The sequence below is a fragment of the Pseudolysinimonas kribbensis genome, from assembly GCF_039531715.1.
Taxonomy (GTDB): domain Bacteria; phylum Actinomycetota; class Actinomycetes; order Actinomycetales; family Microbacteriaceae; genus Pseudolysinimonas; species Pseudolysinimonas kribbensis.
Genome location: NZ_BAAAQO010000003.1, coordinates 481449 through 505835 on the forward strand (window position 1 = coordinate 481449; position 24387 = coordinate 505835).

The 24387-nt window shown below is 70.9% G+C and carries 26 protein-coding genes, 1 tRNA gene and 1 pseudogene; 13 read left to right on the forward strand and 15 right to left on the reverse strand.

The features are described from left to right. Nucleotides 1-66: 66 nt before the first annotated feature. The gene (locus tag ABD285_RS08855) at nt 67-369 is read left to right on the forward strand and encodes a helix-turn-helix domain-containing protein (RefSeq protein ID WP_284252857.1); all 303 of its coding nucleotides are present in this window, start codon (nt 67-69) and stop codon (nt 367-369) included. On the opposite strand, the gene ABD285_RS08860 is transcribed toward ABD285_RS08855, so the two are convergent. The 6 genes from ABD285_RS08860 to ABD285_RS08885 form a co-directional block, all read right to left on the reverse strand. Further along, on the reverse strand, nt 370-636 hold the full coding sequence (locus ABD285_RS08860; protein WP_284252856.1) for a hypothetical protein: 267 nt from the start codon (nt 634-636) through the stop codon (nt 370-372). 80 nt (nt 637-716) lie between these two features. Beyond that, nucleotides 717-2171 (reverse strand): hypothetical protein, encoded by a 1455-nt coding sequence (locus ABD285_RS08865; RefSeq protein WP_344202037.1) that lies wholly within the window; start codon nt 2169-2171, stop codon nt 717-719. A gap of 51 nt (nt 2172-2222) precedes the next feature. Next, nucleotides 2223-3056 (reverse strand): hypothetical protein, encoded by an 834-nt coding sequence (locus tag ABD285_RS08870; RefSeq protein ID WP_344202040.1) that lies wholly within the window; start codon nt 3054-3056, stop codon nt 2223-2225. After that, entirely contained in the window at nt 3049-3810 is a 762-nt protein-coding gene (locus ABD285_RS08875; RefSeq protein WP_284252853.1) for an ABC transporter ATP-binding protein, read from the reverse strand. Before ABD285_RS08875 ends, ABD285_RS08870 begins: the two co-directional genes overlap by 8 nt. Further along, nucleotides 3810-4628, reverse strand: coding sequence for an ABC transporter permease (locus ABD285_RS08880; RefSeq protein ID WP_284252852.1), 819 nt, complete (start codon nt 4626-4628; stop codon nt 3810-3812). Before ABD285_RS08880 ends, ABD285_RS08875 begins: the two co-directional genes overlap by 1 nt. A gap of 50 nt (nt 4629-4678) precedes the next feature. After that, on the reverse strand, nt 4679-5371 hold the full coding sequence (locus ABD285_RS08885; RefSeq protein ID WP_284252851.1) for a phosphocholine cytidylyltransferase family protein: 693 nt from the start codon (nt 5369-5371) through the stop codon (nt 4679-4681). Nucleotides 5372-5572: 201 nt separating this feature from the next. On the opposite strand from ABD285_RS08885, the gene ABD285_RS08890 reads away from it, so the two are divergent. From ABD285_RS08890 to ABD285_RS08905, 4 genes are all read left to right on the forward strand, one after another. Then, entirely contained in the window at nt 5573-6835 is a 1263-nt protein-coding gene (locus tag ABD285_RS08890) for an ABC transporter ATP-binding protein (protein ID WP_344202047.1), read from the forward strand. After that, complete coding sequence (locus ABD285_RS08895; protein ID WP_344202050.1) at nt 6811-8430, forward strand: hypothetical protein; 1620 nt, start codon at nt 6811-6813, stop codon at nt 8428-8430. Before ABD285_RS08890 ends, ABD285_RS08895 begins: the two co-directional genes overlap by 25 nt. A 5-nt stretch (nt 8431-8435) precedes the next feature. Then, on the forward strand, nt 8436-8702 hold the full coding sequence (locus ABD285_RS08900; protein WP_284252848.1) for a DUF3039 domain-containing protein: 267 nt from the start codon (nt 8436-8438) through the stop codon (nt 8700-8702). Nucleotides 8703-8867: 165 nt separating this feature from the next. Beyond that, nucleotides 8868-9788, forward strand: a complete 921-nt coding sequence (locus ABD285_RS08905) for a hypothetical protein (RefSeq protein WP_284252846.1) — start codon at nt 8868-8870, stop codon at nt 9786-9788. A gap of 108 nt (nt 9789-9896) precedes the next feature. Here ABD285_RS08905 and ABD285_RS08910 read toward each other — a convergent pair whose 3' ends face one another. Beyond that, the gene (locus tag ABD285_RS08910) at nt 9897-11216 is read right to left on the reverse strand and encodes a nicotinate phosphoribosyltransferase (protein WP_344202474.1); all 1320 of its coding nucleotides are present in this window, start codon (nt 11214-11216) and stop codon (nt 9897-9899) included. Nucleotides 11217-11261: 45 nt separating this feature from the next. On the opposite strand from ABD285_RS08910, the gene murI reads away from it, so the two are divergent. From murI to ABD285_RS08930, 4 genes are read left to right on the forward strand one after another with little or no spacing between them, the layout of a single operon-like run. Continuing rightward, complete coding sequence (murI, locus tag ABD285_RS08915) at nt 11262-12098, forward strand: glutamate racemase (RefSeq protein WP_284252844.1); 837 nt, start codon at nt 11262-11264, stop codon at nt 12096-12098. A gap of 23 nt (nt 12099-12121) precedes the next feature. Continuing rightward, on the forward strand, nt 12122-12850 hold the full coding sequence (gene rph / locus ABD285_RS08920; protein ID WP_284252842.1) for a ribonuclease PH: 729 nt from the start codon (nt 12122-12124) through the stop codon (nt 12848-12850). After that, nucleotides 12847-13437, forward strand: coding sequence for an RdgB/HAM1 family non-canonical purine NTP pyrophosphatase (gene rdgB, locus ABD285_RS08925; protein ID WP_284252840.1), 591 nt, complete (start codon nt 12847-12849; stop codon nt 13435-13437). Before rph ends, rdgB begins: the two co-directional genes overlap by 4 nt. A gap of 53 nt (nt 13438-13490) precedes the next feature. Then, nucleotides 13491-14660: an Nramp family divalent metal transporter gene (locus ABD285_RS08930; RefSeq protein ID WP_284255580.1), complete on the forward strand. Its 1170-nt coding sequence runs from the start codon at nt 13491-13493 to the stop codon at nt 14658-14660. On the opposite strand, the gene ABD285_RS08935 is transcribed toward ABD285_RS08930, so the two are convergent. From ABD285_RS08935 to ABD285_RS08945, 3 genes and pseudogenes are all read right to left on the reverse strand, one after another. Beyond that, entirely contained in the window at nt 14657-15424 is a 768-nt protein-coding gene (locus ABD285_RS08935) for a DedA family protein (protein ID WP_284252838.1), read from the reverse strand. The genes ABD285_RS08930 and ABD285_RS08935 overlap by 4 nt on opposite strands. Nucleotides 15425-15452: 28 nt before the next feature. Beyond that, nucleotides 15453-17291 (reverse strand): annotated as a pseudogene (locus ABD285_RS08940) (glycoside hydrolase family 15 protein); the annotation flags it as partial. A gap of 15 nt (nt 17292-17306) precedes the next feature. Beyond that, nucleotides 17307-17966: a DedA family protein gene (locus ABD285_RS08945; protein ID WP_284252836.1), complete on the reverse strand. Its 660-nt coding sequence runs from the start codon at nt 17964-17966 to the stop codon at nt 17307-17309. A gap of 115 nt (nt 17967-18081) precedes the next feature. On the opposite strand from ABD285_RS08945, the gene ABD285_RS08950 reads away from it, so the two are divergent. After that, nucleotides 18082-18384, forward strand: a complete 303-nt coding sequence (locus tag ABD285_RS08950; RefSeq protein ID WP_284252834.1) for a hypothetical protein — start codon at nt 18082-18084, stop codon at nt 18382-18384. A gap of 16 nt (nt 18385-18400) precedes the next feature. Here ABD285_RS08950 and ABD285_RS08955 read toward each other — a convergent pair whose 3' ends face one another. The 3 genes from ABD285_RS08955 to ABD285_RS08965 form a co-directional block, all read right to left on the reverse strand. Next, nucleotides 18401-18781 carry a DUF2510 domain-containing protein gene (locus ABD285_RS08955; RefSeq protein WP_284252832.1) on the reverse strand — a complete coding sequence of 127 codons (381 nt, stop codon included), beginning with the start codon at nt 18779-18781 and terminating at the stop codon, nt 18401-18403. 36 nt (nt 18782-18817) lie between these two features. Next, nucleotides 18818-18899 (reverse strand) — tRNA-Leu (locus tag ABD285_RS08960). Between the two features lie 23 nt (nt 18900-18922). After that, a complete protein-coding gene (locus ABD285_RS08965; protein WP_344202059.1) occupies nt 18923-20689 on the reverse strand; it encodes an alkaline phosphatase family protein in 1767 nt (588 codons plus the stop codon). 62 nt (nt 20690-20751) lie between these two features. Between ABD285_RS08965 and ABD285_RS08970 the strand changes: the two genes are divergently transcribed. From ABD285_RS08970 to ABD285_RS08980, 3 genes are all read left to right on the forward strand, one after another. Then, a complete protein-coding gene (locus tag ABD285_RS08970) occupies nt 20752-21366 on the forward strand; it encodes a hypothetical protein (protein ID WP_344202062.1) in 615 nt (204 codons plus the stop codon). Then, nucleotides 21363-21968, forward strand: a complete 606-nt coding sequence (locus tag ABD285_RS08975) for a hypothetical protein (protein WP_284252830.1) — start codon at nt 21363-21365, stop codon at nt 21966-21968. The genes ABD285_RS08970 and ABD285_RS08975 overlap by 4 nt, the downstream gene beginning before the upstream one ends. Before the next feature lie 205 nt (nt 21969-22173). Next, the gene (locus ABD285_RS08980; protein ID WP_284252828.1) at nt 22174-23289 is read left to right on the forward strand and encodes a TadA family conjugal transfer-associated ATPase; all 1116 of its coding nucleotides are present in this window, start codon (nt 22174-22176) and stop codon (nt 23287-23289) included. Nucleotides 23290-23638: 349 nt separating this feature from the next. On the opposite strand, the gene ABD285_RS08985 is transcribed toward ABD285_RS08980, so the two are convergent. Both ABD285_RS08985 and ABD285_RS08990 read right to left on the reverse strand, forming a co-directional pair. Then, a complete protein-coding gene (locus tag ABD285_RS08985) occupies nt 23639-23932 on the reverse strand; it encodes a hypothetical protein (RefSeq protein ID WP_344202065.1) in 294 nt (97 codons plus the stop codon). 17 nt (nt 23933-23949) lie between these two features. Continuing rightward, nucleotides 23950-24360 carry a hypothetical protein gene (locus ABD285_RS08990; RefSeq protein WP_284252826.1) on the reverse strand — a complete coding sequence of 137 codons (411 nt, stop codon included), beginning with the start codon at nt 24358-24360 and terminating at the stop codon, nt 23950-23952. Between the last annotated feature and the right edge of the window lie 27 nt (nt 24361-24387).

The window sequence follows — 24387 nt, forward strand, 5'->3', positions numbered from 1 at the left end:
TGATGCATTAAACAATCACGTTTCTAGCATCTCGCAACCATCCGACACGGCCGATAGGCATGACGCATGCCCGCCGCCTTCGACGCCGCTCGCCTGCTGGGCGAGCGAGTGCTGGCGGAACGGCAGCGCGTGGGCATCACGCAAATGGATGCCGCGAACCTCGCCGGCATCAACGTCGCCCACTACGGCCGCATCGAGCGGGGGATGGGCAACCCCAACCTGGAGACGCTCGTGCGCCTCGCCGGGGTGCTCGGCGTTGATCCGGGCGAGTTCCTGCGCGGGATGACCGTCGACCAGCTGCCGCCCTCGCGGGTCAGCTACGCCGCCGCCGACTATGTGCGGGAGCGCGAGCGACGGTCGAAGGCGTAGTCAGAAGCACACCCGCCAGAGGTACTCGTCGCCGCTCGGCCGCAGCCAGCGCACCAGGAGGGTCGCATTCAGCTCCAAGTGCTCGCCGCGTATCTGCAGCTCGATCGCCTGGGTCGGTTCGAGGGCGCCGGGCATCACGGGCGACATCACACCCGAGTCGACCAGGGCCACCGTCACACCGCGCAGGCGCTCCGCGCCGATGTTGACCAGGCGGTAGGCAGGCGCGCGGCTCCGATCGAAGAGGAACGGCACACGGTAGGGCTCCACATCCCGAAAGCTAGGAGCGGCATCCGACCGCGGCGCGAGGTCTGTGGAGGCCACCGCACCGCCCGTCCGGGGGAGGGGCCTCAGTCGTCGGCGCCGCCGTTGCACACGGCGTCGTCGGGCATCGTCTGCTTCCGGTGCAGGATCGACTTCGTCGCCTGGCGGGTCAGGTCCTTGTCGGGCAGAACGTCCTTCACATGGGGCACGCGCTCGAGGAGGGCCGTCAGGATGTTCGGCTCGGTCACGATGCCGTAGCCGGTGCCGAGCGCCATGTCGTAGCTCGCCGATCTGCACAGCGCGAACGGCGACCCGAGCGCGGAGCCGATCCCGATGCCGACGGTGACGATGAACGACGCGAAGACACCGGCGCCGAAGTAGGGGGCGCCGATCCCGGTCATCATCGTCACCTTGAACCCGAGGTTGAACACCGCGCCGCCGAGGGCGATGCCGCTGATCGAGTCCATGATGCTGTGCACGACCTTGAGGTCCTGCGATGTGTCGGAGTTCACCGCCTGGCCGTTGATCGACATCGACAGGGGCGCACCGAGGTGCCATTCGCCCGCGCCGGTGATGGTCGCATCCGTGCCGACGAGGCCCGCGTCGACGGTGACCGCGGTCGTGAACTTGGCGAACACCGGCACCCCGCCGATGAGCGTCTGCACCGGGATCTCGAAGGGCAGCTTGAACTCCTTCTTGATCGTGCTGCCGCCCTTGTTCTGCGATCCGGCCTGGAGGTCGACCCGCACGCCCTGGATGCCGGAGACCCGTCCGGTCGCACCTCCTGCGATCGAGTTCGCGATCACGGTGCCGAGGTTGATGTGCAGCGCGTCGAACAGCAGGGTCGCGGTGCCGAACACCTTGAGTCCGGCTGCCTCGGTCTCGACCGAGAAGTGGAGGCCGTCGCGTGCTGTCCCGCCGGAGAGCTTCCAGTCCTCGGTCTCATGCGAGAACTCCTTCGCGGGCACGGGCAGCGGCTTGTCGGCGAGCGGATCCGCGGGATCGGGCCGGTCGGCGCGGCGCACGTACGCGGTCGGGGCGATGCTGCCGTCCGCCCGCGGTTTCGCGTCCTGCACCGTGCCGCCGTCGAAGCCCTGCACCTGCAGCTGGTCGGGCTTGACGTCCTGGTCGAAGCGCACCTCGCCGTTCTTCACGAGGTCGGTCAGTGCGATCGGGGCGAGCACCACGTCGGTCTTGTCGCCGTGCCGGGTGATCTGCACGACGCGACCGGTCGCGTAGCCGGTGGCGAGCAGGATCTTGTCGACGGCCAGCTTGTCCATGCCGGGGGCGTTGCCGTCGAGAGTCCAGGTGGTGCCGTCGGAGCTCGCGCCCCACACGGCGTTGCGTCCGCCGCCGACGGTGACCACGTCATCCTGCAGCTGCAGCGTGCGGCCGTCCGGCTTGGCGGGCGCACCGAACCGCGCGTGCTCCGGGGCTCCGTCGGGCGGCGCGGTTCGAGAGGAGGCCGGTGCGCACGCGGACAGCGCGCTCAGGACGAGCGCGGCGCTGACGGCCAGCGCGACGAGGGGACGCCGTGGCATGGCGCGACGCTATCCATCGCCCGTAATGCCGGCGTAACGACGGGGCGCGACTCAGGCCGAGTGGCGGTCCCGCGGGGGGTGATCCGCCGCCCGCGATGGCAACGGCAGGCGCTTCGGCAAGCGGCGCAGCGCATCCGGCACCCCGACCCGTCGAGGCCGGGACGCGCGCAGTATGACGGCGAGCTCCTCCGGGAAGGTGGCCGGCGCAGGGCCGAACGCCGACCGCGCCGACTGCACGACCTTGCGGCCGAGCAGGTGGTTGCCCGTGCCGCCGACGACGGCGCCGATGCCGAACGGCAGTGCCCGTCCGACGAGGGTGCCGCCCTGCGTCACCGCGAACCGCCGCAGGAATGCGTGGCGGATCTTCTCGCCGATCCGGTCGACGGCCACCCGCGGCAACTGCTTGCCGACCAGTTCCCCCCAGAACCGGGTGCGGTTCTCACCGCCGGCGGCCTGGCCGGCGAGCTGGCGGACCAGATCCTGGCCCCCGGTGCCGAGCATCATCGCCATGACGAGGGTGCGGGCGCGCTCGGGGTCGGTGATCGCGATGCCGTGCACCTCGGTCACCGACTGCGCGAACAGAGCGCTCGCCTCGAGGAAGCCGAGCGTCTCGGCGCCGGAGATCGCAAGCGATGCGGCGGTGCCGACCGCGGGGATCGCCGCGGTGGCGCCGACGGCCGCGCCACCGCCGGTCACTGCGGCGAGGTAACGCCGCTCGAGCGAGGTGATGAGCTCCGCGGGGGATGCCGCGGGCCGCCGCGCCCGGATCGAGCGGATGTGCGCCAGCACGACCGGTCGCTGCAGCGCGAGCACCCGGTCGAGCGCCTGCACCACTCGCGGGTGCAGCGTGATCGGCTCGAGGTCGCCGGGGTCGGGCTCAGGCACCCTTCACAAGGTAGTCGGCGTTGTACCGGTCGATGACCTCCTGGATGGGAGCGTCCAGCTTCAGCTCGCCGCGGTCGAGGTAGAGGCCGCGCCGGCAGAAGCGCAGCAGGTCCTTCTCGTTGTGGGAGACGAAGAACAGCGTGCGCCCGCCGACGAGCATCTCGTCGATGCGGCGGTAGCACTTCTCGCGGAACGCCTTGTCGCCGACCGCCAGGACCTCGTCGACCAGCAGGATGGGCTCCTCGAGCCGCGCGATGACCGAGAACGCGATCCGCACCTTCATGCCGCTCGACAGGTGCTTGTACGGGGTGTCGGCGAAGTCGGCGATCTCGGCGAAGTCGATGATCTCGTCGAACGCCGCGTCGATCTCGCGTTTCGACATCCCGTGCAGTCCCGCGGTCAGGTAGACGTTGTCGCGCACGCTGAGGTCGTTGACGAAGCCGCCCGTGATCTCGATGAGCGGTGCCACGCCGCCCTCGACCTCGATGCGGCCCTCGTCGGGCAGCATCACCCGCGCGACGAGCTTGAGCAGCGTCGACTTGCCCTGACCGTTGCGGCCGACCACGCCGATCGCCTCGCCCGGCGCCACCTCGAACGACACGTGCCGCATGGCCCAGAACTCACCCGGTTTCGCGCGCCGTGACCGGTCGGCGAACAGGTCCTTGAAGCTGCGCCGACCGCTCCGGTTGCGTTTGAACCGGATGCCGATGTCGTCGACGCGGATGGTGCCCTCCGCGGGGTACGGGCTCGCCATCAGATCTCCTTGAGCACCGTGCGGATGCTGCCGCGGAACACGAACACCCCGACGACGAGCAGCACGATCGCGACGAGGGCGCTCGCGCCGACCGAGAACCAGTCGAGATCCTGCGGGAAGAACGCGCTGCGATACAGGCCCATGATCCCGCTCAGCGGGTTGAAGGCGGCGACCGTCTTGATCGCGCCGAGGTGGTCGAGCTGATCGAAGCTGTAGACGATGGGCGTCGCGTAGAACAGCAGGCGCAGGACGAGCCGGATGGCGCGCTCCAGGTCGCGGAAGAACACGACGAGGGGCGCCACGATGAGTCCGATCCCCATCAGCAGGGCCGCCTGCAGGACGACCGCGAGCAGCCAGAGCACCGTCTGCCAGTGGAACGCCGCGCCGAACACGACGGCGAACAGGATCAGCACCGGGATGCTGATGACGAACTCGATGCCCTTGGACAGCACCATGCGCGCCACCCAGATCGTGCGCGGGATGGTGGTCGAGCGCAGCAGCTTCGCCTCGCGGGTGAACGCCTTGGTGCAGTCGGTCACCGCGTTGCTGAACCACATCCAGGGCAGCAGGCCGGAGACGAGGAAGACGATGTACGGCTCCTCGCCGAGCGTCCCCTGCCGGCGGAAGACGAGCACGAACACGAAGTAGTAGATGCAGGCCATGAGTAGCGGGTCGATGATCGACCACAGGTACCCGAGGAACGACGTCGTGTACCGCACGCGCAGGTCGCGCACGGTCAGCAGCCACAGCGAGCGCCAGTAGCGCTCGGCCGCGGAACGCCGCTGCGCCGGGGAGGGCGCGGCGGTCGTCGTGGTCACGCGATCACCCTATCCAGCGGGCGCGTGGTGCCCGCTGAAGGAGTCGTGAGTCAGACGAAGAGGTTCGCGCGCTCCAGGTCCTCGGCGAAGTCGATCTCGACGGCGTAGAGGTCGGAGATGTCGACCGGCTGGAACTTCAGACGGTCCTGGGCGATGGCGAGCTCGATCCCGCGCTCGAAGTAGTCCTGGGCGCCGACCCGGTGCAGGTGACGCAGCAGCGCCGCCTTGTCGCGGCTCGACACGTAGTTGATGCCGACCGCCTCGCCGAGGCCGCCCTCGACGGTCTTCGAGAGCTCCCGGATCGACCCGGCGGCATCCACCGTGTACTTGACCTCCTCATCGGAGACCTTCGCGGTGTTGACCGTCACGAAGCTCTCGTCGCGCGCGACCAGGTCGCCGGCGCGCACGAGCACCTCGGGATCGAACACGACGTCGCCGTTCATCCAGAGCACGCCGCCGTCCTTGGAGGCGGTGAGGGCACGCAGCAGCGACTTCGACGTGTTGGTCTCGTCGTACTGCTCGTTGTAGACGAAGTCGTCGTCGGGGAAGGCCTCGACGATGTGCTCGTACTTGTAGCCCACGACGACCGTGATCCTGGCGTCGCGGCCGAAGGCCTGACGGATGTTGTCGTGCTGCTGCTGCATGATCGTGCGGCCGTCGTTCAGCTCGGTGAGCGGCTTGGGCAGGGAGCGGCCCAGACGGCTGCCCATTCCGGCGGCCAGGATGACGATCTGCGTGGTCATGATGGGGTCTCTCCTCGGAGGTGATCTCATGGAAACGCCGCCCGGACGGAGTGCGTCGGAACGGCGATGACACCCCGATGTGCCGTGATGAGTTTACCTTCCGGTCGATAACGAACCCCTGGACGTTGCCTAAGCGTTCCCGTTTTGTAATACGGCAAACCCCCACCCGACGGGTCCTCACCTGCCGGATAGGGTGGACCCGTGGATGCCCAGCCCGACGAGCCGACACCGGCCTCGCCGGGCCGGACGGGGCGTGCATCGACCGCCCGCAGCGGCTCCGCCGGTCGCCGTCCGCCGACCGCGAAGACCGCCCCCGCCGCGTCCTCGTCGGACACGGTCCCGTCGGCCAAAGCCTCGGGCAGGTCGGGCAAGCCGGGCAAGGCCTCGTCGGGGCGCACCCCCGTTCGCGCCGCGTCCTCGCCGGCGGCCGGGTCGTCGCGGTCGACCGCGCGATCCGGAACGATCGGCCGCGCCGCCGCCGCGACCGTGGTGACCGAGGAGCCCGGCACCGAGGAGCGGACCGAGCTCGCCCCTGTCGCCGACCTCTCTCTCGCGACCGAGGCGGACAGCGCATCAGCCGAGCCGGAGCTCGCGCCGCGATCGGAGCCTGCGCCCGAGCCGGAGCTCGAGGCGATGCCGGTGTTCGAGCCGGAGCCCGCGCCGCGCGCGGCCCCGACCCTCGCCCCGCTCGGCGAGCCTGCCGGTGACCTCGCCCTGGCGATCCGCGGGCTGACCAAGCACTTCGGCTCCGTGACCGCCGTCGACGGGGTCGACCTCGACGTGCCGCGCGGCTGCTTCTACGGTTTCGTCGGCCCGAACGGCGCCGGCAAGACGACGACCCTCGCGATGGTGACGGGCCTGCTGCGCCCCGACTCGGGCACCGTGCTCATCGACGGCGCCGACGTGTGGACCGACCCCGCGACCGCGAAGAGCTCGCTCGGCGTGCTCCCCGATCGCCTCCGCCTCTTCGACCGTCTCACGGGCACCGAGTTCCTGCACCACGCGGGTGCGCTGCACGGCCTCGACCGCGCGACCGTCGCTCGCCGCGCGGCGGACCTCGTGCAGGCCTTCGGACTGGAGTCGGCATCCCGGCGCTTCGTCTCCGACTTCTCCGCCGGCATGGTCAAGAAGATCGCGATCGCGGCGGCGATGATCCACAGCCCCCGCTTGCTGGTGCTCGACGAGCCGTTCGAGTCCGTCGACCCGGTGTCGGCGCAGCTCGTGATCGACGTGCTCAAGAAGTTCGCCCAGGTCGGCGGCACGGTCCTGCTCTCCAGCCACAGCATGGATCTCATCGAGCGCGTCTGCGACAACGTCGCGATCATCGCCGAGGGGCGACTGCTCGCCGCCGGCCCGATGTCCGAGGTGCTCGACGGCACCACACTCGAGGACCGGTTCGTCGAACTCGCCGGCGGGGCGACCGCGGTGGAGGGCATGGAGTGGTTGCAGAGCTTCTCCGACTGAGACTGCGGCTCGTCGCGAACCTGTTCCGGGGCGCTCGCCGCGACGTGGCGGTGCGGGTCGTGGGCCTGCTCGTCGCGATCCTGGTGGTGGCGCTCGCGTTCGCCGGCATCCGGATGCTGCAGGGCAGCGGCCCGCAGTTCATGGCCCGCTCCATCATCGGGCTCGGCGCGGTCGGCTCGCTGGCGGCGCTGCTCGTGCCGATCATCCTGGCGCGCCGAGAGCTCATGCCCGCGCGCGGCTTCATCGGGTATCGGATGCCGCGCGCCGTGCTCATCCCCGTGCTCGCGGCGTTCACGCTCATCGGTCCCGCCGTGCTCGTGATCGCGGTCGTGCTCGCCCCGCTCGGCGTCTGGCGGGGTGCGGATGCCGCGCTCACCCTCGGCTGCGCCGTGCTGCTGGTGGTGCAGACGCTTCTCAGCCTGCGGATCGGCGCGGCGATCGGCGCCGCACTGCGCTCGCGCCGGCGGCTGGGCCGCTGGGTGCGCGCCGTGGCCGTCGTGCTCATGGTGGCGGCGATCGTGCCCGCCGTCGCGGTGATCCTGACGCGCGCGTTCCTGCTGGTGCCGGACCGGATCGCGCCCGGGGTGCGGATCGCGCTGAGCGTCATCCGTCCCATCGACTCGTCGCCCGCGATCGACGCGATGGCCGGCTCACCCTTCGGGGCGCTCTGGGCGGCGCCCTCGTACCGCCTGCTCGGGCAGGGCGACCGGGTCGGCAGTGCGATCCTGATCGGGGTCGGCACGATCGTCGTGCTGGCCGCGGTGTGGTCGCTCGTCGTCGTGCTCCAGCAGCGCGCGACCTGGCCGCAGCGGCGGGTCGCGGTGGCCCGCCATGCGCCCGGGTGGTTCGGCCGCACGCCGTCGACCCCCGCCGGCGCGATCACGGCGCGCAGCTTCACGTACTGGGCCCGCGACCCGCGCTACCGCACGGTCGTCGCGACGCTGCCCGCCATCCCGATCCTCATGCTCCTCGCGATGTGGGTCGGCGGTGTGCCCTTCCCGGCGGGCGTGCTCGTGCCGCTGCCCGTGATGGTCATCGTGCTGGCCTGGTCGACGTCGCACAACGACGTCGCGTACGACCACACGGCGCTCTGGCAGCACCTCGCCGCCAGCACGCGCGGCGTGCACGACCGGATCGGCCGGATGTGGCCCCCGCTCGTCCTCGGGGCCCTGCTCGTGCTCGTCGGCGCGCCGCTCACCGCCTGGGGGCACGGAGACTGGACGATCCTGCCCGCCGTGGTCGGGGTGAATCTCGCGCTGCTGCTCGGCAGTGTCGGCGTCGGCAGCGGGGTGTCGGCGCAGCTGCCGTACGCGGCGCCGCGGCCCGGTGACGGGGCGTTCCGTCATCCCCAGACGGCGGATGGCGCGGGCGGGGCGGCGCAGGCGCTGTCGCTGCTGCTCGTCCTGGTGACGGCGCTGCCCGCGTTCGCGGCCGCGGGGCTGTGGCTCGCGGGCGTGCCCGGCGCGTGGAACTGGGTGTCGCTGCTCGCGGGCGTCGTGTTCGGGGGGGCGACGCTGGCGCTCGGCATCCGGGGCGGGGGGCGCGGTTTCGACCGACGCGGGCCGGAACTCCTCGCCTTCACCATGCGAAACTAGGGCGCATGAGCGACCCGCAGTCCCCGGACACCGCCGGCGGCGGCACCGATGTGCTCGACCGCGAGCTCGAGGAGCTCCTGAACGACGAGCTCACCGAGGACGGCGACCACGACCGCTTCGCCCACTACGTGCAGAAGGAGAAGATCGTGGAGTCGGCGGTCACCGGCAAGCCGGTGCGCGCCCTCTGCGGCAAGGTGTGGGTGCCGGGCCGCGATCCCGAGAAGTTCCCGGTCTGCCCCGACTGCAAGGCGATCTACGAGCGCATGAAGTAACCCGCGCCGCCTCCCGCGCCCAGCGTCTCGCCCGCCCCGCGTCTCGCGCCGCCCGCGCGGCGTCTCCCCCTAATTGGTCCTCCTCAGGCTGAGCACACTCCCGATTGCGCACACTCAACCCTGAGCGGGCGTCAGAGGCGGCCGAGACGACGTCATCATCGCCGGATGACGCGATGGCCGGCCGAGACCTTCCGGGTCCGCGACGCACTCGAGCTCGGGCTCGGCCGTGAGCTCCTGCGATCGGAGCAGCTGACCTCACCGTTTCACGGCGTCCGCGTCGTCGGCCGCGTCGACGGCCACGATGCGCTGTGCCGCGCGTACGCAACGAAGATGGCCACTCGCGCCGCATTCTCGTCGACCACGGCGGCACGGTTGTGGGGCATCCCGCTGCCGTGGATCGGCGACCAGCGCCTGCACATATCGTCGCCGCTCGAGCGCCCTCAGGCGCGCGGTCGCGGAGTCGTCGGACATCGCCACGACCCCGACCTCGTATCCATCACGCAGTGCGCCGGCTTGCGAGTGCTTTCTCCCGCCGACACCTGGTGTTCGCTCGCGGGGGTGCTGTCGACGCCGGACCTCGTGGCCGCAGCCGACTTCCTGATCACCGGGCTGCCCAACAGGGACGTGCGGCCGCTGGCCACCCGGCCCGATCTCATCGCGGCGGTGGATCGGCGTCGGCATGTGCCCGGGGTGACCGACCTGCGGCGTGCCCTGAGCCTCGCACGCGCCGGCGCGTGGTCGCGCCCGGAGTCGTTGCTCCGCGTAGTCGCGGGCTGCGCCGGGCTCCCGGAACCCGAGCTCAACGCCGAGCTCCGCGGCGTGCTCATCGACCTCTTCTGGCCGGAGTTCGGCGTGGGTGCCGAGTACGATGGCGATCATCACCGCGAACGGACGCAGCATCGGGCCGATGTGCATCGCCACGAGCGGATCGCCGACCACGGCGTGGTGCTGGCCCACGTCACCGCGGACGACCTCTTCGACCGCACGCGGGAGACCGTCGCGCGCATCGGCCAGCGGCTGCGCGGGAGGGGATGGCTGGATCGCTCGATGGTCCGGCTCGAACGCATCCCGGTGTTGCGGCGTTGAGCCGTTCATTGTGCGCGATCGGGGGCGTGACGGCGCTCACGCAGACCAATTGGGGTCGATGAGGGGAGCGACGCGCGCGCGACGGGCGCGACGGGCGCGAAGCGCGGGTCAGAGGTAGCGGGTGGGGAGCGCGGGCTCGCCGCGGGCGAGGGAGAGCGCCTCGACGGGAAGCTCCGCGATCGCGGCCGCGTGGTGGGCGCGCGCGCGGAGCACGCCGTCGTGGCCGAGGCGGGTCGCATCCGCCTCGCCCCCGCGCACGAGGTCGACGAGCAGCGGGCGTCCCGCTGCGGCGTCGATCGGCGGGTCCTCGACGTAGATGTCCTCCCCGGTCGCGGCGCCGTCGTGCAGCGCGCGCACCGGCTGCTTGCGACCGCCGACGGTCGCCTTGCCCTCGGAGGTCTTGCCCACCTGCAGCCACCCGCCGTCGTCGCCGAGGTGCGCGACGAGCTTGTAGACCATCCCCGCGGCGGGCGCCCCCGAGCCGGTCACGAGCGACGTGCCCACGCCGTAGCTGTCCACGGCGGCCGAGCGCAGCCCCGCGATCGCGTGCTCGTCGAGGTCGTTGGTGACCACGATCCGGGTGTTCGTCGCACCGAGGCGGTCGAGCTGGGCGCGCACCTGGTCGACGATGATGCCGAGGTCGCCGGAGTCGATGCGCACCGCACCGAGCTGCGTGCCGGCGGCGGCGACCGCGTTCTCGACGCCGGTCGGGATGTCATAGGTGTCGACGAGGAGCGTCGTGCCCGCTCCCATGGCGGCGACCTGCGCCCGGAAGGCGTCCCGCTCGTTCTCGTACAGGAGCGTGAACGCGTGCGCTGCGGTCCCCATCGTCGGGATGCCCCACTCGCGTCCGGCCTCGAGGTTGGAGGTGGCCGCGAACCCGGCGATGTACGCGGCGCGCGCGGCGGCGATCGCTGACCGCTCGCCGGTGCGCCGCGATCCCATCTCGGACAGCGGCCGCCCCTCGGCCGCCTGCACCATGCGCGCCGCCGCGGAGGCGACGGCCGAGTCGTAGTTGAACACCGACAGCGCGAGCGTCTCGAGTACGACCGCCTCGGCGAAACCGCCCTCGACGACGAGGATCGGCGATCCGGGGAAGTAGAGCTCGCCCTCCGCGTAGCCGCGCACGTCGCCCGAGAAGCGGTAGCCCTCGAGCCAGTCGAGCGTGTCGTCGTGCACGACCCGTTCGCGCTTCAGGAACGCGAGGTCGTCGCCTGAGAACCGGAACTCCTGCAGCAGCTCGAGGAACCGGCCCGTGCCGGCGACGACGCCATAGCGCCGGCCGGTCGGAAGCCGGCGCGCGAAGAGTTCGAAGACGCTGCGCTCGTGACCCCGCCCGTCGCGCAGTGCCGCGTCGATCATCGTCAGCTCGTACCGGTCCGTCAGCAGGGAGCTGGTCACGCGATCGAGCCTAGTGACGCTCTGGATATGCGGCCGTCGGCCGCTGCCCGACCCGCTCAGTAGGCTGATGACGTGGCCGGCATCGACGCACCGATCGGGGTGTTCGACTCCGGGGTCGGCGGGCTGACCGTCGCGCGCGCGGTCATCGATCAGCTGCCGCACGAGTCGATCCTCTACGTCGGCGACACCGCGCACTCGCCCTACGGCCCCAAGTCCATCGCCGAGGTGCGCGCGTACGCACTCGCCGTGCTCGACGACCTCGTCGATCGCGGGGTGAAGGCGCTCGTCATCGCCTGCAACACCGCGAGCGCGGCCATGCTGCACGACGCCCGCGAGCGCTACGAGGCCGCCGCCGGCATCCCGGTCGTCGAGGTCATTCGGCCGGCCGTGCGGGCCGCGGTCCGCGCCACCCGCAACGGCCGGGTCGGCGTGATCGGCACCGACGGCACGATCCAGAGCCGCGCCTACGAGGACGCGTTCGCCGCGGCCCCCGGCCTCGAGCTGTTCGAGCAGGCGTGCCCGCGCTTCGTCGAATTCGTGGAGGCGGGCGTGACGAGCGGTCCCGAGCTGTTCGCCGTCGCCGAGGAGTACCTCGCGCCGCTGCGCGACGCCGGCGTCGACACCCTGGTGCTCGGCTGCACCCACTACCCGCTCATGTCGGCGGCCATCCAGTATGTGATGGGTGCCGATGTGCGCCTCGTGTCGAGCGCCGACGAGACCGCGGCCGACGTCTACCGCGAGCTGGTGACCCACGGGATCGCGCGCTCGGCCGGCGAGGCGCAGCACCGCTTCGAGTCCACGGGCTCCGATGAGGCCGGGTTCAAGCGTCTCGCCGCGCGCTTCCTCGGCCCCGAGGTGCGCCACGTCGAGACGTTCGAGACCGGCGCCATCGTCATCCCGCAGCCCTGAACCCGACCCCGAGGAGCCCCCCCATGACCCGAGCCGACGGCCGCACCGCCGACCAGCTTCGCCCCGTGACCATCGAGCGGGGCTGGAGCGAGCAGGCCGAGGGCAGCGCCCTCATCTCGTTCGGCCGCACGCGCGTGCTGTGCACTGCGAGCTTCACGAACGGCGTGCCGCGCTGGCTCATGGGCAAGGGCACCGGCTGGGTCACCGCGGAGTACGCGATGCTGCCCCGTTCGACGAACGACCGCATGGACCGCGAGTCGGTCAAGGGCCGGGTCGGCGGCCGCACCCACGAGATCTCCCGCCTCATCGGGCGCAGCCTGCGCGGCATCATCGACACCAAGGCGCTCGGCGAGAACACCCTCGTGATCGACTGCGACGTGCTGCAGGCGGATGGCGGCACCCGCACCGCCGCGATCACCGGCGCGTACGTGGCGCTCCACGACGCCGTCGAGTGGGGCCGGGAGCGCGGGTTCATCGGCAAGAAGGCGCTCGCCCTCCGGGATTCCGTGAGCGCCGTGAGCGTCGGCATCATCGACGGCGAGCCGCGGCTCGACCTCCCCTACGAGGAGGACGTGCGCGCCGAGACCGACATGAACGTCGTCGTCACCGGCTCGGGCGCCTTCATCGAGGTGCAGGGCACCGCCGAGCACGCGCCGTTCGACCGCACCGAGCTGAACGCGCTGCTCGACCTGGCGGTGTCGGGAACGGCCGAGCTCGCGCGCATCCAGCGGACCGCCCTGGGCCTTCCGTGACCACCTTCGTGCTCGCCACGCACAACGCGGGCAAGCTCGCCGAGCTCCGGCGCATCCTGGGCGACCGGCTCGGGCCGCACGAGCTGGTCGGGTACGACGGGCCGGCGCCGGTCGAGGACGGCGACACGTTCGAGGCGAACGCGCTCATCAAGGCCCGCGCCGCCGCGGCGTTCACCGGGCTGCCGGCGCTGGCCGACGATTCGGGGATCGCCGTCGACGCGCTGGGCGGCGCCCCGGGCATCTTCTCCGCCCGCTACTCGCAGCTCGCCGGCGGCGAGAAGAGCGACGCCGCTAACAACGCGCACCTGCTCGCGAGCCTCGAGGGCGTCAGCGACCGCACCGCACGCTTCGTCTGCGTCGCCGCGCTCGCGGACGGCGGGTTCGAGCACCTCGAACGCGGCGAGTGGCCGGGCCGGGTGCTGACCGCGCCCGTGGGTGAGAACGGGCACGGCTACGACCCGGTCTTCGCCGGCGAGGGCGAGCAGCGCAGCTCCGCCCAGATGACGATGGCCGAGAAGAACGCCGTGAGCCACCGGGCGCGCGCGTTCGGGCAGCTCGTCGAGTTCCTGCGCCGCCGGTACGGGTGACCGCGTCCGGCGCTGTGCGACCGGCCCGGCTCGTCACCCTGCTGGGGCCGGCGATGGTCGCCGGGGTCGCGTACCTCGATCCGGGCAATGTCGCGAGCAACGTGACGGCCGGCGCCCGCTTCGGCTACCTGCTCGTGTGGGTGGTCGTGGTCGCGAACGCGACGGCGTGGCTCGTGCAGTACCTGTCGGCCAAGCTCGGGCTGTCGACGGGGCGGAGCCTGCCGGGGCTGCTGGGGGAGCGGATGCGGCATCCGGTCGCCCGGGTCGCCTTCTGGGTGCAGGCGGAGCTCGTCGCCATGGCGACCGACATCGCCGAGGTGCTCGGCGGAGCGATCGCCCTCCAGCTGCTGTTCGGCCTGCCGCTCGTGCTCGGTGGGGTGATCACGGGCGTGGTGTCGATGGTGCTGCTCGCGCTGCACGATCGCCGCGGGTCGACGACGTTCGAGCGGGTCGTCACCGGGATGGTCGTCGTCATCGCGGTCGGCTTCTGCGCCGGCATCGTCGCGGCGCCGATCGACGGTGCGCAGGCGACCGCGGGGCTGCTCCCGCACTTCGAGGGCACGGGTTCGGTGCTGCTCGCCGCGTCGATCGTCGGTGCCACGGTCATGCCGCACGCGATCTACGCGCACTCCGCACTGACGCGCGACCGGTTCGGCCTGGTGCCGCCCGCGCAGCGTCGACGGGTGCTCGTCGCCACGCGCATCGATGTCAGCATCGCGCTCGCCGTCGCCGGAACCGTGAACGTCGTCATCCTGCTGCTGTCGGCGTCGACGCTGCGGGGCGTCGAGGGCACCAGCACCATCCCCGGCGCCTGGCAGGCGATCGGCGACGCGCTCGGACCGGTCGTGGCGACCCTGTTCGCGGTGGGGCTGCTGGCATCCGGGCTCGCGTCGACGTCGGTCGGCGCCTACGCGGGCGCCGAGATCATGGCGGGCCTGTTGCGGCGCCGGATCCCGTTGCTGCTGCGCCGGGGGATCACGCTCCTGCCGGCGCTCCTTCTGCTGGTGCTCGGCGTCGACCCCACCCTCGCGCTCGTGCTGAGTCAGGTCGCGTTGTCGTTCGGCATCCCGTTCGCACTCGTGCCGCTGGTCTGGCTCACGGCGCAGCGCGGGCTGCTCGGCGAGAACGCCAACCGCTGGTGGACGACCGCGCTCGCGGGCGTGGCCGCCGTGCTGCTCGTGGGGCTGAACGTCGCGCTGCTCGCGCTGACGATCGCCGGTTAGCGGGGGCCGGCCTCGTCGCGACGACGCCGCTCCCACACCGACGCGTCGAGCCTCGCCTGCGTCTCGTCGAGGGGCTTGACGCCGGCGCGGCGGGCGCGGCGGGCGGCGATCCCCGACCGGATGGCGTGGTACGTCGTCGGCACGATCGCGATCAGCGCGGCGCAGACCAGGATCACGTCGATGTAGTTGGTGACGAAGTCGCGCAGCGGCGGGATGTAGTTCAGCAGATACCCGAGCACCGTCAGCCCTGCGCCCCAGAGCACCGCCCCGATCGCGTTGTAGAGCGAGTAGCGCCGCCACGGCATGTGGCCGACGCCCGCGGCGACCGGCGCGAAGGTGCGCACGATCGGCACGAACCGGGCGACGATCACCGCGACCCCGCCGAAGCGCTCGAAGAACGCGTTGGTGCGTTCGACGTTCTTGCGGCTGAAGAGACCGCTCTCCTTGCGCTCGAAGATGGGCGGGCCCGCCTTGCGCCCGATGAGATAGCCGAGTTCGCCGCCGAGGAACGCCGCGACGACGATGAGCAGCGCCACGATCGCGATGTTGAACGGCATGACCTTGTGGGCGCCCGGAAAGCTCAGCACGCCCGAGATCACGAGCAGGGTGTCGCCCGGGAGGATGAACCCGACCAGCAGGCCGGTCTCGGCGAACACGAACCCGCAGACGATGACCAGCGCCCACGGGCCGACCGTCGTGAGCAGATGGCTCGGATCGAGCCACGGGATCAGGGCCGAGGGCAGGTGCGCGACGGTCGAGAGCATTCCGCCCACAGTAGTCCCTGGGAGCTCGCTAAAGACCCGGCACGGACGGGCGCCCCGTGCGCGCCGTCGCGATCGCGTCGGCCGACCGGAGCAGCGCGAGGTGCGACAGGGCCTGGGGAGTGTTGCCGGTCTGCGCGCCGCTCGTCACGTCGTACTGCTCCGAGAGCAGGCCGACGTCGTTGCGCAGCGCGACCAGCCGGTCCATGAGCGCGGTCGCCTCGTCGAGCCGCCCGGATGCCGCGTACTGCTGTACGAGCCAGAACGAGCAGGCGAGGAAGGGGTGCTCGTCTCCGGAGACGCCGTCGGTGTCGGCCTCGGTGCGGTACCGGCGCAGCAGCCCGTCGCGCATGAGGTCGTGCTCGATCGCGGCGACCGTGCCCAGCATGCGCGGATGGTCGGCGGCGACGTAGCCGATGGCCGAGAGGGTGAGTAGCGAGGCGTCGACCTCGGTGCTGCCGTAGTACTGCACGTACGCGTTGCGGTCCTTGTCGAAGCCCTGCTCCTCGATCTCGTTGCGCAGGTGGTCCCGCAGCCCGGCCCACTTCTCGGCCGGACCCTCCAGCCCGTGCTCGCGGACCCCCGCGACGCCGCGATCGAATGCGGCCCACATCATGGCGCGCGACTGCGTGAACATCCGCTCGGGCCCGCGCATCTCCCAGATGCCGTGGTCGGGCCGATCGAGAGCCGACTCGAGGTACTCGAGGATCGCCACCTGCAGCGCCCAGGAGAAGCGGTCGTCCTCGATGCCGACCCGGCGGGCGAGATCCAGTGCGAGCATGACCTCGCCGAAGATGTCGCCCTGGAATTGCAGGTAGGCGGCGTTGCCGACCCGCACGGGCGTGGAGCCGCGGTAGCCGGGGAGGGTGCCGACCTCCCACTCCGCCAGGCGGCGCTCGCCCGCGATGCCGTAGACGATCTGCAGATCGCCCGGGTCTCCCGCGATCGCACGCAGCAGCCAGTCGCGCCAGTGATGCACCTCCGCACGGAAGCCGCCGTGCCGCATGAGGGCGTCGAGCGTGAGCGATGCGTCGCGCAGCCAGACGTAGCGGTAGTCCCAATTGCGCTCGCCGCCGACGTTCTCGGGCAGGCTCGTCGTCGCGGCGGCCACGATGCCGCCGGTGTCCTCGTCGGTCAGCGCGCGCAACACGAGCAGCGATCGCTCGACGGCGTCGTGATACTCCGGGATGTCGCGGTCGTCGATCTCGGGATCGGTGCGCCACTCGCGCCACCAGGTCTCGGTGTCGGCGATCTGACCGTCGACGGAGACCGGCCGCGGCGGCTCCCGGTGCGAGGGGAACCAGGTCATCACGATGTCGACGGTCTCGCCCTCGGCGACGTCGAACTCGCCCGAGTGCATGTGGTCCTCGGGTTCGAGGCGCGGCCCGCGCACGACGACCGAGTCCGGACCGGCGACCGCGACGAGAGCGCGGCTCGCGTGACCCTCCTCATCCTGCTCGTCGACCTTGCGCACCCAGGGCAGCGCGTCGGCGTAGCCGAACCGGATGCGCAGCTCCTGCCGCATCCGGACCGTTCCGGAGACGCCGCGCACCCGCCGGATCACGTCGGGTCGGCGATCCCCCATCGGCATGAGGTCGATCACCTCGACGGTGCCGGTCGGCGTCTCCCACCGGCTCTCGAGGATGAACGTGCCCGCGCGATAACCGCGGCTCGTGCAGGTCTCGGCGCCGACGGGACGCAGGCTCCAGCAGCCGTGGTCGGACGTGCCGAGCAGGGCTCCGAAGGTCGACGACGAGTCGAACCGCGGAAGACAGAGCCAGTCGATGGAGCCGTCACGCCCGACGAGTGCGGCGGTGTGACAGTCGCCGATGAGCGCGTAATCCTCGATTGCAGACGGCACGTCCCCATCGTCCCAGAGCGGTGCTCAGATCGCCGACTCCTCGGGCGATTCCGGCGTGCTCTCAGCGGAGTCCCGGCGGCGCCGCTCGAGCACCCAGGCCCGGATGCCGGCCACGATCGACGCGAGGATCACGACGCCGGCGACCGCGTACGAGATCGGCCGGACCGCGGGGGTCGACGCCGCGAAGTACCCGATCACCGTGATGAGCACACCCCAGCTCACGGCTCCGACGGCGTTGGCGGTCAGGAAGCGCCAGTACGCCATCCCGCCGATGCCCGCCACCGGCGGCACGAAGACCCGACCCCAGGGGATGTACCGGCCGATCACGACGGACCACCAGCCGAACAGCTGGTAGAACCGTTCGGTCTTCGCGACGGCGACGCGCGTCCAGCGCCCCTTCCGCCGCGTCAGGTACGGACGGCCGAGGTGGCGCCCGAGCACGAATCCCACCTGGTCGCCCAGCACCGCGGCGATACCGACCCCGACGGCGAGGATCCAGATCGAGATGCGATCCGGCAGCAGTCCGGCGACGATCCCGGCCGCGAAGAGCAGCGAGTCGCCGGTGAGGAACGGCAGCACGATCCCGACGAAGAGTGCCGTGCCGGCGAACACCAGGCCCCAGACCGCCGCATAGAACAGGATCGGTCCGGCCTGGCCGAGCAGATCTTCGAGCTGCTGCGTCATGACGGTCTCACACTATGGGGCGCGCGACACGCCGCCCGGGCTTGAACTGTGCCGGCCGGGCTTGCATCCTCGTTAACACTCGAACATGTGTTCGAATACGCGAGAGGAGCGGGCCATGGAGCTGACGGTCTGGACCGTGAACGGGATGCCGGTGCGCCTCGTCTGGGAGGGCCGGCGCTATCGGGTGAACGACACCCCGACGCCGCTCGACGCGGACGACATCTTCGAGCTCACCTGGCATCCGGCGATCACGCATCCGTTGCCGGCGTGGCGCGGCTGGCGCTTCCAAGCGGTCGACGACCAGCGGCGCGCGCTCGTCTTCGATGTGCGGGAGGGCGTCGACGGCGGGCCGTGGCACCTGCTGCGCACCTACGACTACACGGCGCAGGCGCGGCGCTCCACCGCGCCGGAGCGCTGAGTCGCGGAGCGCCGAGTCACCAGACCGACCCGGCACCGAGGAACACCGAGAGCAGACTCACGCCGCCGAGGCACAGTCCGACGATCGCGAGCGCGAGGCCGCGGTTGCCCAGCTCACGCGCCTTGACGATCCCGACGATGCCGAGGATGACCGCGAGGATGTCGGGGATCCCGCCGAGGAACCACCCGATGAACAACGGGATCCCCATCAGCACGAATCCCACGATGCCGAGCACGAGCGCCGCCACGGCGAACCCGTTGGAGGGCTGCCGCACGACGACGACCGGCGCCGGCGCGGGAGCGTGGTGCTCGGTCCACCGCGCGCCGTCCCAGTAGCGCTGACCGCCCATGCCGTCGGGATACCAACCGGCGGCGGCGGGAGTGGTGGGGCTGCTCATGCGGGCTCCTCTCGGGTGCAGTGGTGGGGCGCTGCGTGCGGAAGGTGGGACTCGAACCCACACGCCCGAAGGCACAGGAACCTAAATCCTGCGTGTCTACCGGTTTCACCACTCCCGCGGTGACGACAGCCTAGGGCGCCGTTATGGCCCGAACAGCCCCTCGCCGTGCCGGTGCACGGCCGCGTACGCCTCGCGGTAGGTGCGGGGGATCGGCTCGTTCGGCGCGTACTTCGCCAGCAGCAGGGCGAGCAGCCCGATGCCGGGCGGCGCGAGCGGCCGGTCGTCGTCGCCATCCGCGGTCGGGTCGATCGACTCCGGGTTCGGCGGCGTGTACAGCGGAAACGTCGTCGGCCAGGTCGACGGATCGCGGGGCGCGTCGAGCGTGAACGCGTTGGTCATCGGCGGCGCGTGCCGATCGCGGGCGGTGAGCCCCGTCATCCGGAACCGCTCGCACAGCGTGCGCACCAGCGACCCGTGGTGCATGGTCTCGTTGATGACGCGCCCACGCGCCGTGTAGGCCGAGACGACGATCGCCGGCACCCGCACGCCGAGCCGGTCGAAGCGGAATCCCATCTCGGTGTTCTCGGGCAGGGCCCCGGGCGGTGTCGCGGCGGGGGGCGGCACGTGGTCGTAGGTGCCGCCGTGCTCGTCGAACGTGATGAACAGCGTCGTGTTCAGCGCGTTCGACCCGGTCGCCGACGAGCTCTCGCGGATCGCCGTGTAGATCTGGTGCAGCAGCGCGTCGCCGGCCCGCACGTCGGAGATGCCGCCGCCCTCGATGAGGGTGCCGTCGACATCCACCCGTGTCTCGGGCCCGACCGGCGGGTGCATGTCGTTGTGGTCGTAGAGCAGGCGCGGCTCGATGAAGCTGTAGGCGGGGAGGGTGCCGGCCCGCACGTCCTCGTAGAAGCGATCCATCGTGCGGAAGTTGGTCTTCCAGAACCTCTCCAGCTGCGGTGCGTGCAGCAGACCTGTCAGCGAGATGAGCTGGCGCTCGTCGAAGTACACCCGCCACGGGATGCCGGCCTGCTCGAGCCGGTTGAAGACGGTGTCGCCGTGGTTGAGCTCCGCGTCGACCCACTTGCCGGCTCCGGGGTTGAAGCCGTTCGTGACGAAGCCGTGCGAGGTCGACGCGTGGAAGAAGGAGCGGTTGGGGAAGGTCTGCGACGGCACGGCGCAGTGCCAGTGGTCGTAGACCGCGAATTCGCGCGCGAGCGTGGAGAACACCGGCAGCATCTCGGGGGCGAACGAGCCCATGACCTGGCGCACCTGGTCGGGCTCGGGCTCACGCCCGCCATGGTCGGCGCGCCACTTGTCGACGTAGTCCTGCAAGAAGCCGCTCATCGTGGCGGGCCGGTGATCGAGCGGGGCGTTGAACGGCGGCTCGAGCTCCGGGATGCGGTGGTGCGCGTTCGCCGGGGGATCGACCGTGCCGAACAGCTGCGTGTTGACGAACGGGTACTCCTCGCCCGGGTCGGGGTCGGGGCTGCGCATCACCTGGTCGGTGGGTCCGAGGTAGCCGTGCACCGGGATCTCGAGGCCGTCCGCCGTGCGGTTCGACAGCGCCTTGCCCGCGACCCCCTCGAAGCGCTGACCGGCCGGCACCGGCACGGTGTCGTCGGAGTAGAGGTAGCCGAGCAGGTTGTCGAACGAGCGGTTCTCGAACATGACGACCACGAGGTGGTCGAATCTGGGGCCGTCCGCGCGGTTCGGGATGGCGGGCACGGGTGCGCGCAACCGTGCGTTCGCGGGATTCCGGGTCGCGGCCATCCCCGCCGCACCGGCCGCTGCGCCGACCCCGAGTCCGGCTGCGCCGATGCCGGCGGCACGCAGGAACCCGCGACGCGAGGTGCCCTCGTCCTGCGCCGGCTCGTGCCCAGCAGGGTCTTCCATGGGCGCGTCGTCCATGTGCCGACCCTAGCTGCGGGTGCACTCTGGGCGATCGACGGCGCACGGCGCAGGATGAGAGGGTGACGCGACGACCGGGAAGGGCGCTCCGACTCGGCTGGCTCGCGCTCGTCGCCGCGATCGTCTGCGCCGGGGTCGTCGTCGTGGCGCTTCCGCGCGCCGCACCGGCGCGCGCCGATGCCCCGCTGCCCGCCGACCTCGAGGGTGTCGCCTTCTCGTACTGCTTCGTCATGAGCGGCGGTGCCGCCTATGGCAACCTGCTGGTCTCGGTCCGCGTGCGCGACCACCGCATCCGGCCGACCGTCGGCATGCAGCAGCCGGATGCGGCACCCCTGGCGGGCCATGCGGAGGCGACCCCGGTCGAGCGCGCGGCGGTCCTCGAACGCCTGGACCGGTGCCTGGGGCCCTATCGGTTCGCGACGGATTCGGCGGCGATCCGCTTCCCGGCCGACGTCATGCGGCAGTATCAGTACGACGTCGCTGTGCTGTGGCCGTGCCTGCGCGCGCATCGCATCGACCCGGGCGAGGTCCCCCCGCCCGCCGCGGCCGGGGGAACCGTACCCGTCGACGCGCTCGCGGCCGCCGCGATGGAGGGCGATCGGCCGCTGCCCGAGATCCTCCGCGTCGCGGCGCAGTGCCCGCTGGAGGCCGTGGACCCGGACGCGTCGAGGCCGTGATGCGTGCGCGCCGCGTCTGGGGCCTCGTGGTCGCATCGATCGTCGCGTCGGGCGCGGCGATCGTCCTCGCGTCGCATCCGGCACCGGCGCCGTCGTCGGCGTCGCCGCCCCTGCCGACCGAGCCGGCGGTGCTCTACCGCTGCCTTCAGGCCAGCGGCGCGTTCGCGTTCGGCAACCTGCGCGCCGGGGCGCAGGACTATCACGGTGAGCTGCTGGGCGATGTCGAGATCGTGCCGGCGGCGAGCGGCGCGCGTGTCGACACACGGGCTCCCGGACGGCCGGATGCCACCCCGCTCGATCGCGACCGCGTGCTCGGCGCCTTCGACATGTGCCTGCTGCCGGCGGCGTTCGTCGACGCCGATTCGGCGGCAGGGAGAAGCGCGCTGCTGCGGCTGTTCGAGTACCAGGTGACGACCTATTGGCCGTGTCTGCGGGCGCACGGCGTCGATCCGGGGCCGGTGCCCTCGCCGGCGCGCTATCTCCGCCGCGCCGACGCGGCGGGACTCCTGCCGTTCCAGGACGGCTTCCGCGGCGCAGCCGACGATGTGGCGACGGCGACCGCGGCCTGTTCCTTCGACCCGCGGGCTCCCGCGCGCGACTAGATCAGATCGGCGCCCGATCAGCGCCCGCGGACCATGGCGACGAAGGCTCCCACCAGGAGCACCCCGCCGACGATCGCCGTGGCGATGATGATGACTCCTACGACGACCAGCATGGGTCCTCCTTCAGCTCCCTCCGATCCTCGCAGGCCGAGGGCGCTGTGGACAATCGGCGACACGACGGCATCGGGCTGCGCAGACTGGCGCGGTGACGGACGCGGTCGGCCTCATCACGCGGCGGGTGCGCGAGCGCGTCCGCCGTGACGGGCTCGACCTCGGGGCGGCGGGGGCGCGGGCGGATGACGTGGTGCGCGACGAGGTGCGTCGCTACAGCGAGCAGGCGCTCGGCGGGTCCGCGCCGATGCTCGACGACGAGAGCCGGGTCACGGGGGCGGTGCTCGCGCGGCTGGTCGGGTTCGGCGAGCTCGCACCGTATCTCGACGATCCCGAGGTCGAGGAGCTGTGGATCAACACACCCGACCGCATCTTCGTCGCTCGCGACGGCGTCTCCGAGCGGGTGCCGCTCACCCTCACCGAGGTGCAGGTGCGCGACCTCGTCGAGCGGATGCTGCAATCCACCGGCCGGCGGGTCGATCTGAGCACGCCGTTCGTCGACGCGTCGCTGCCCGACGGGTCGCGCCTGCACGTCGCGATCCCCGACATCACGCGGCGGCACTGGGCGGTCAACATCCGGCGCTTCCGGCGCGGGATGCGCGACCTGCGCGAGCTGGTCCGGCTCGGCTCGCTCACTCCGCGGGCCGCGGAGTTCCTCCACCTGTGCGTGCGGACCGGGCAGAACATCCTCGTCTCGGGCGCCACCCAGAGCGGCAAGACGACCCTGATCGGTGCGCTGCTCGCCTCGGCGCGACCGGAGGAGCGCATCGTCACGGTGGAGGAGACGTTCGAGCTCTCCCTCGCGGCGCCCGACTGGGTCGCGCTGCAATGCCGGCAGGCCTCGCTCGAGGGCACGGGAGAGGTGAGCCTGCGACGGCTCATCAAGGAGGCGCTCCGGATGCGGCCCGACCGGCTCATCGTCGGCGAGGTGCGCGAGGCGGAGGCGCTCGATCTGCTGATCGCGTTGAACTCCGGGCTGCCTGAATTCGCAATAGATCACGGCGCTTCGCGCCGGCTCCCGACGGCTAATTTTGTGCAGTGGACACCGAATGGGCGATGCAGACGCTTGCAGCATGGATCAAGCTCGCGGAGGACGCGCGAAGACTGGGCTCACACGATACTCAGCTCACCAGTGCCATTCCCGCTATGGACAAGGTCCTTGCCGCAGAAGACCAAGCAAGCCGGGTGGTGGCAAGGGTCATGGGGATGAAGACTCTCCCGCAGCTGGTCGGCCTGCATGGGACGTACTACCTCCTTGATCCGGGCATCAAGCAAGCGAAGTACGCCCTAGGACGCCTGCAGACGGACGCGGAAACCCGGAGCCGACTCGGTACCTCAGCGCCATCAATCTCGGCTGATCTGTTGCATCCGATCGTCTGGTCGGCGGCTTCCGCTCTTTGGGATGACGGCCACTTCGGGCCGGCAGTGCAGCGGGCGGCCACGATGGTGAATGCCCACGTGCAGGACCGTTTTAGAGCAGATGGAGCTGGACGATGGGGCTTGGTCGTGGCGCTGCGAGGGCTGCGGCGAAATCCGGCGTCCCGGCGAGTAGCAGCGGATCAGCTCTTGTCGAGCGCCCTCTTTGCGCGGGGGAGGTTCGCTCCGAACCATTCTGTCCCTTCCACCCACTTAGAGGCCCATCGACCCCCGGGAGTTTCCTTGACGGCTATCACGAGCAACTTGGTCTTCACCGGCAATGCAAAGCTCGTCAGCCCATCTCTCCAATAGCCCGCATCGTGCCCGATCACTACCCAAACATCTGCGAGCTGGTGCCACCAAGCCTCGGCATTCGCCTTGATCCAGTTGTGCATCAAGGCCCGCTGTGTGTTATCGATGCCCTCGACAACGATCATGTAAACCTGAGGGTCGCTCAATGTTCACCCGCTTCGCCGCCGACCGCATCCTCCGATAGGACTTCGATGGTTATGGGATCTGCAACCAACAATGGAGCTATCCGTTCCCCAGTTGAACTGTCGCCCAGCTGCACCCTCTGGATTTCCGCGTACTCCTCACCCGTCACCTGACCCAGCATTAGCTTGGAAGGGTCCGTTTTACCGACCCAGAAGACCCCACCGACGATCAGAAGAAACACCACGCCGCAGAACCCGAGGATCCAGGGCACATAAACTACGCCTTCGCCCGTCGCCAGCATGACGCTCGCCGCCGCTACTCCGGCCGCGAGCAGAATCCCGAGCACTGTTGCGTAGAACGCGAGCACAGTCTTCGGGTTTTCAGTTCTCTTCCGGGTGACAGCCCGTAGAGCGTCGTTGGGCAGCGACACGAGATGATCATTTCACGTGTGCCGGAT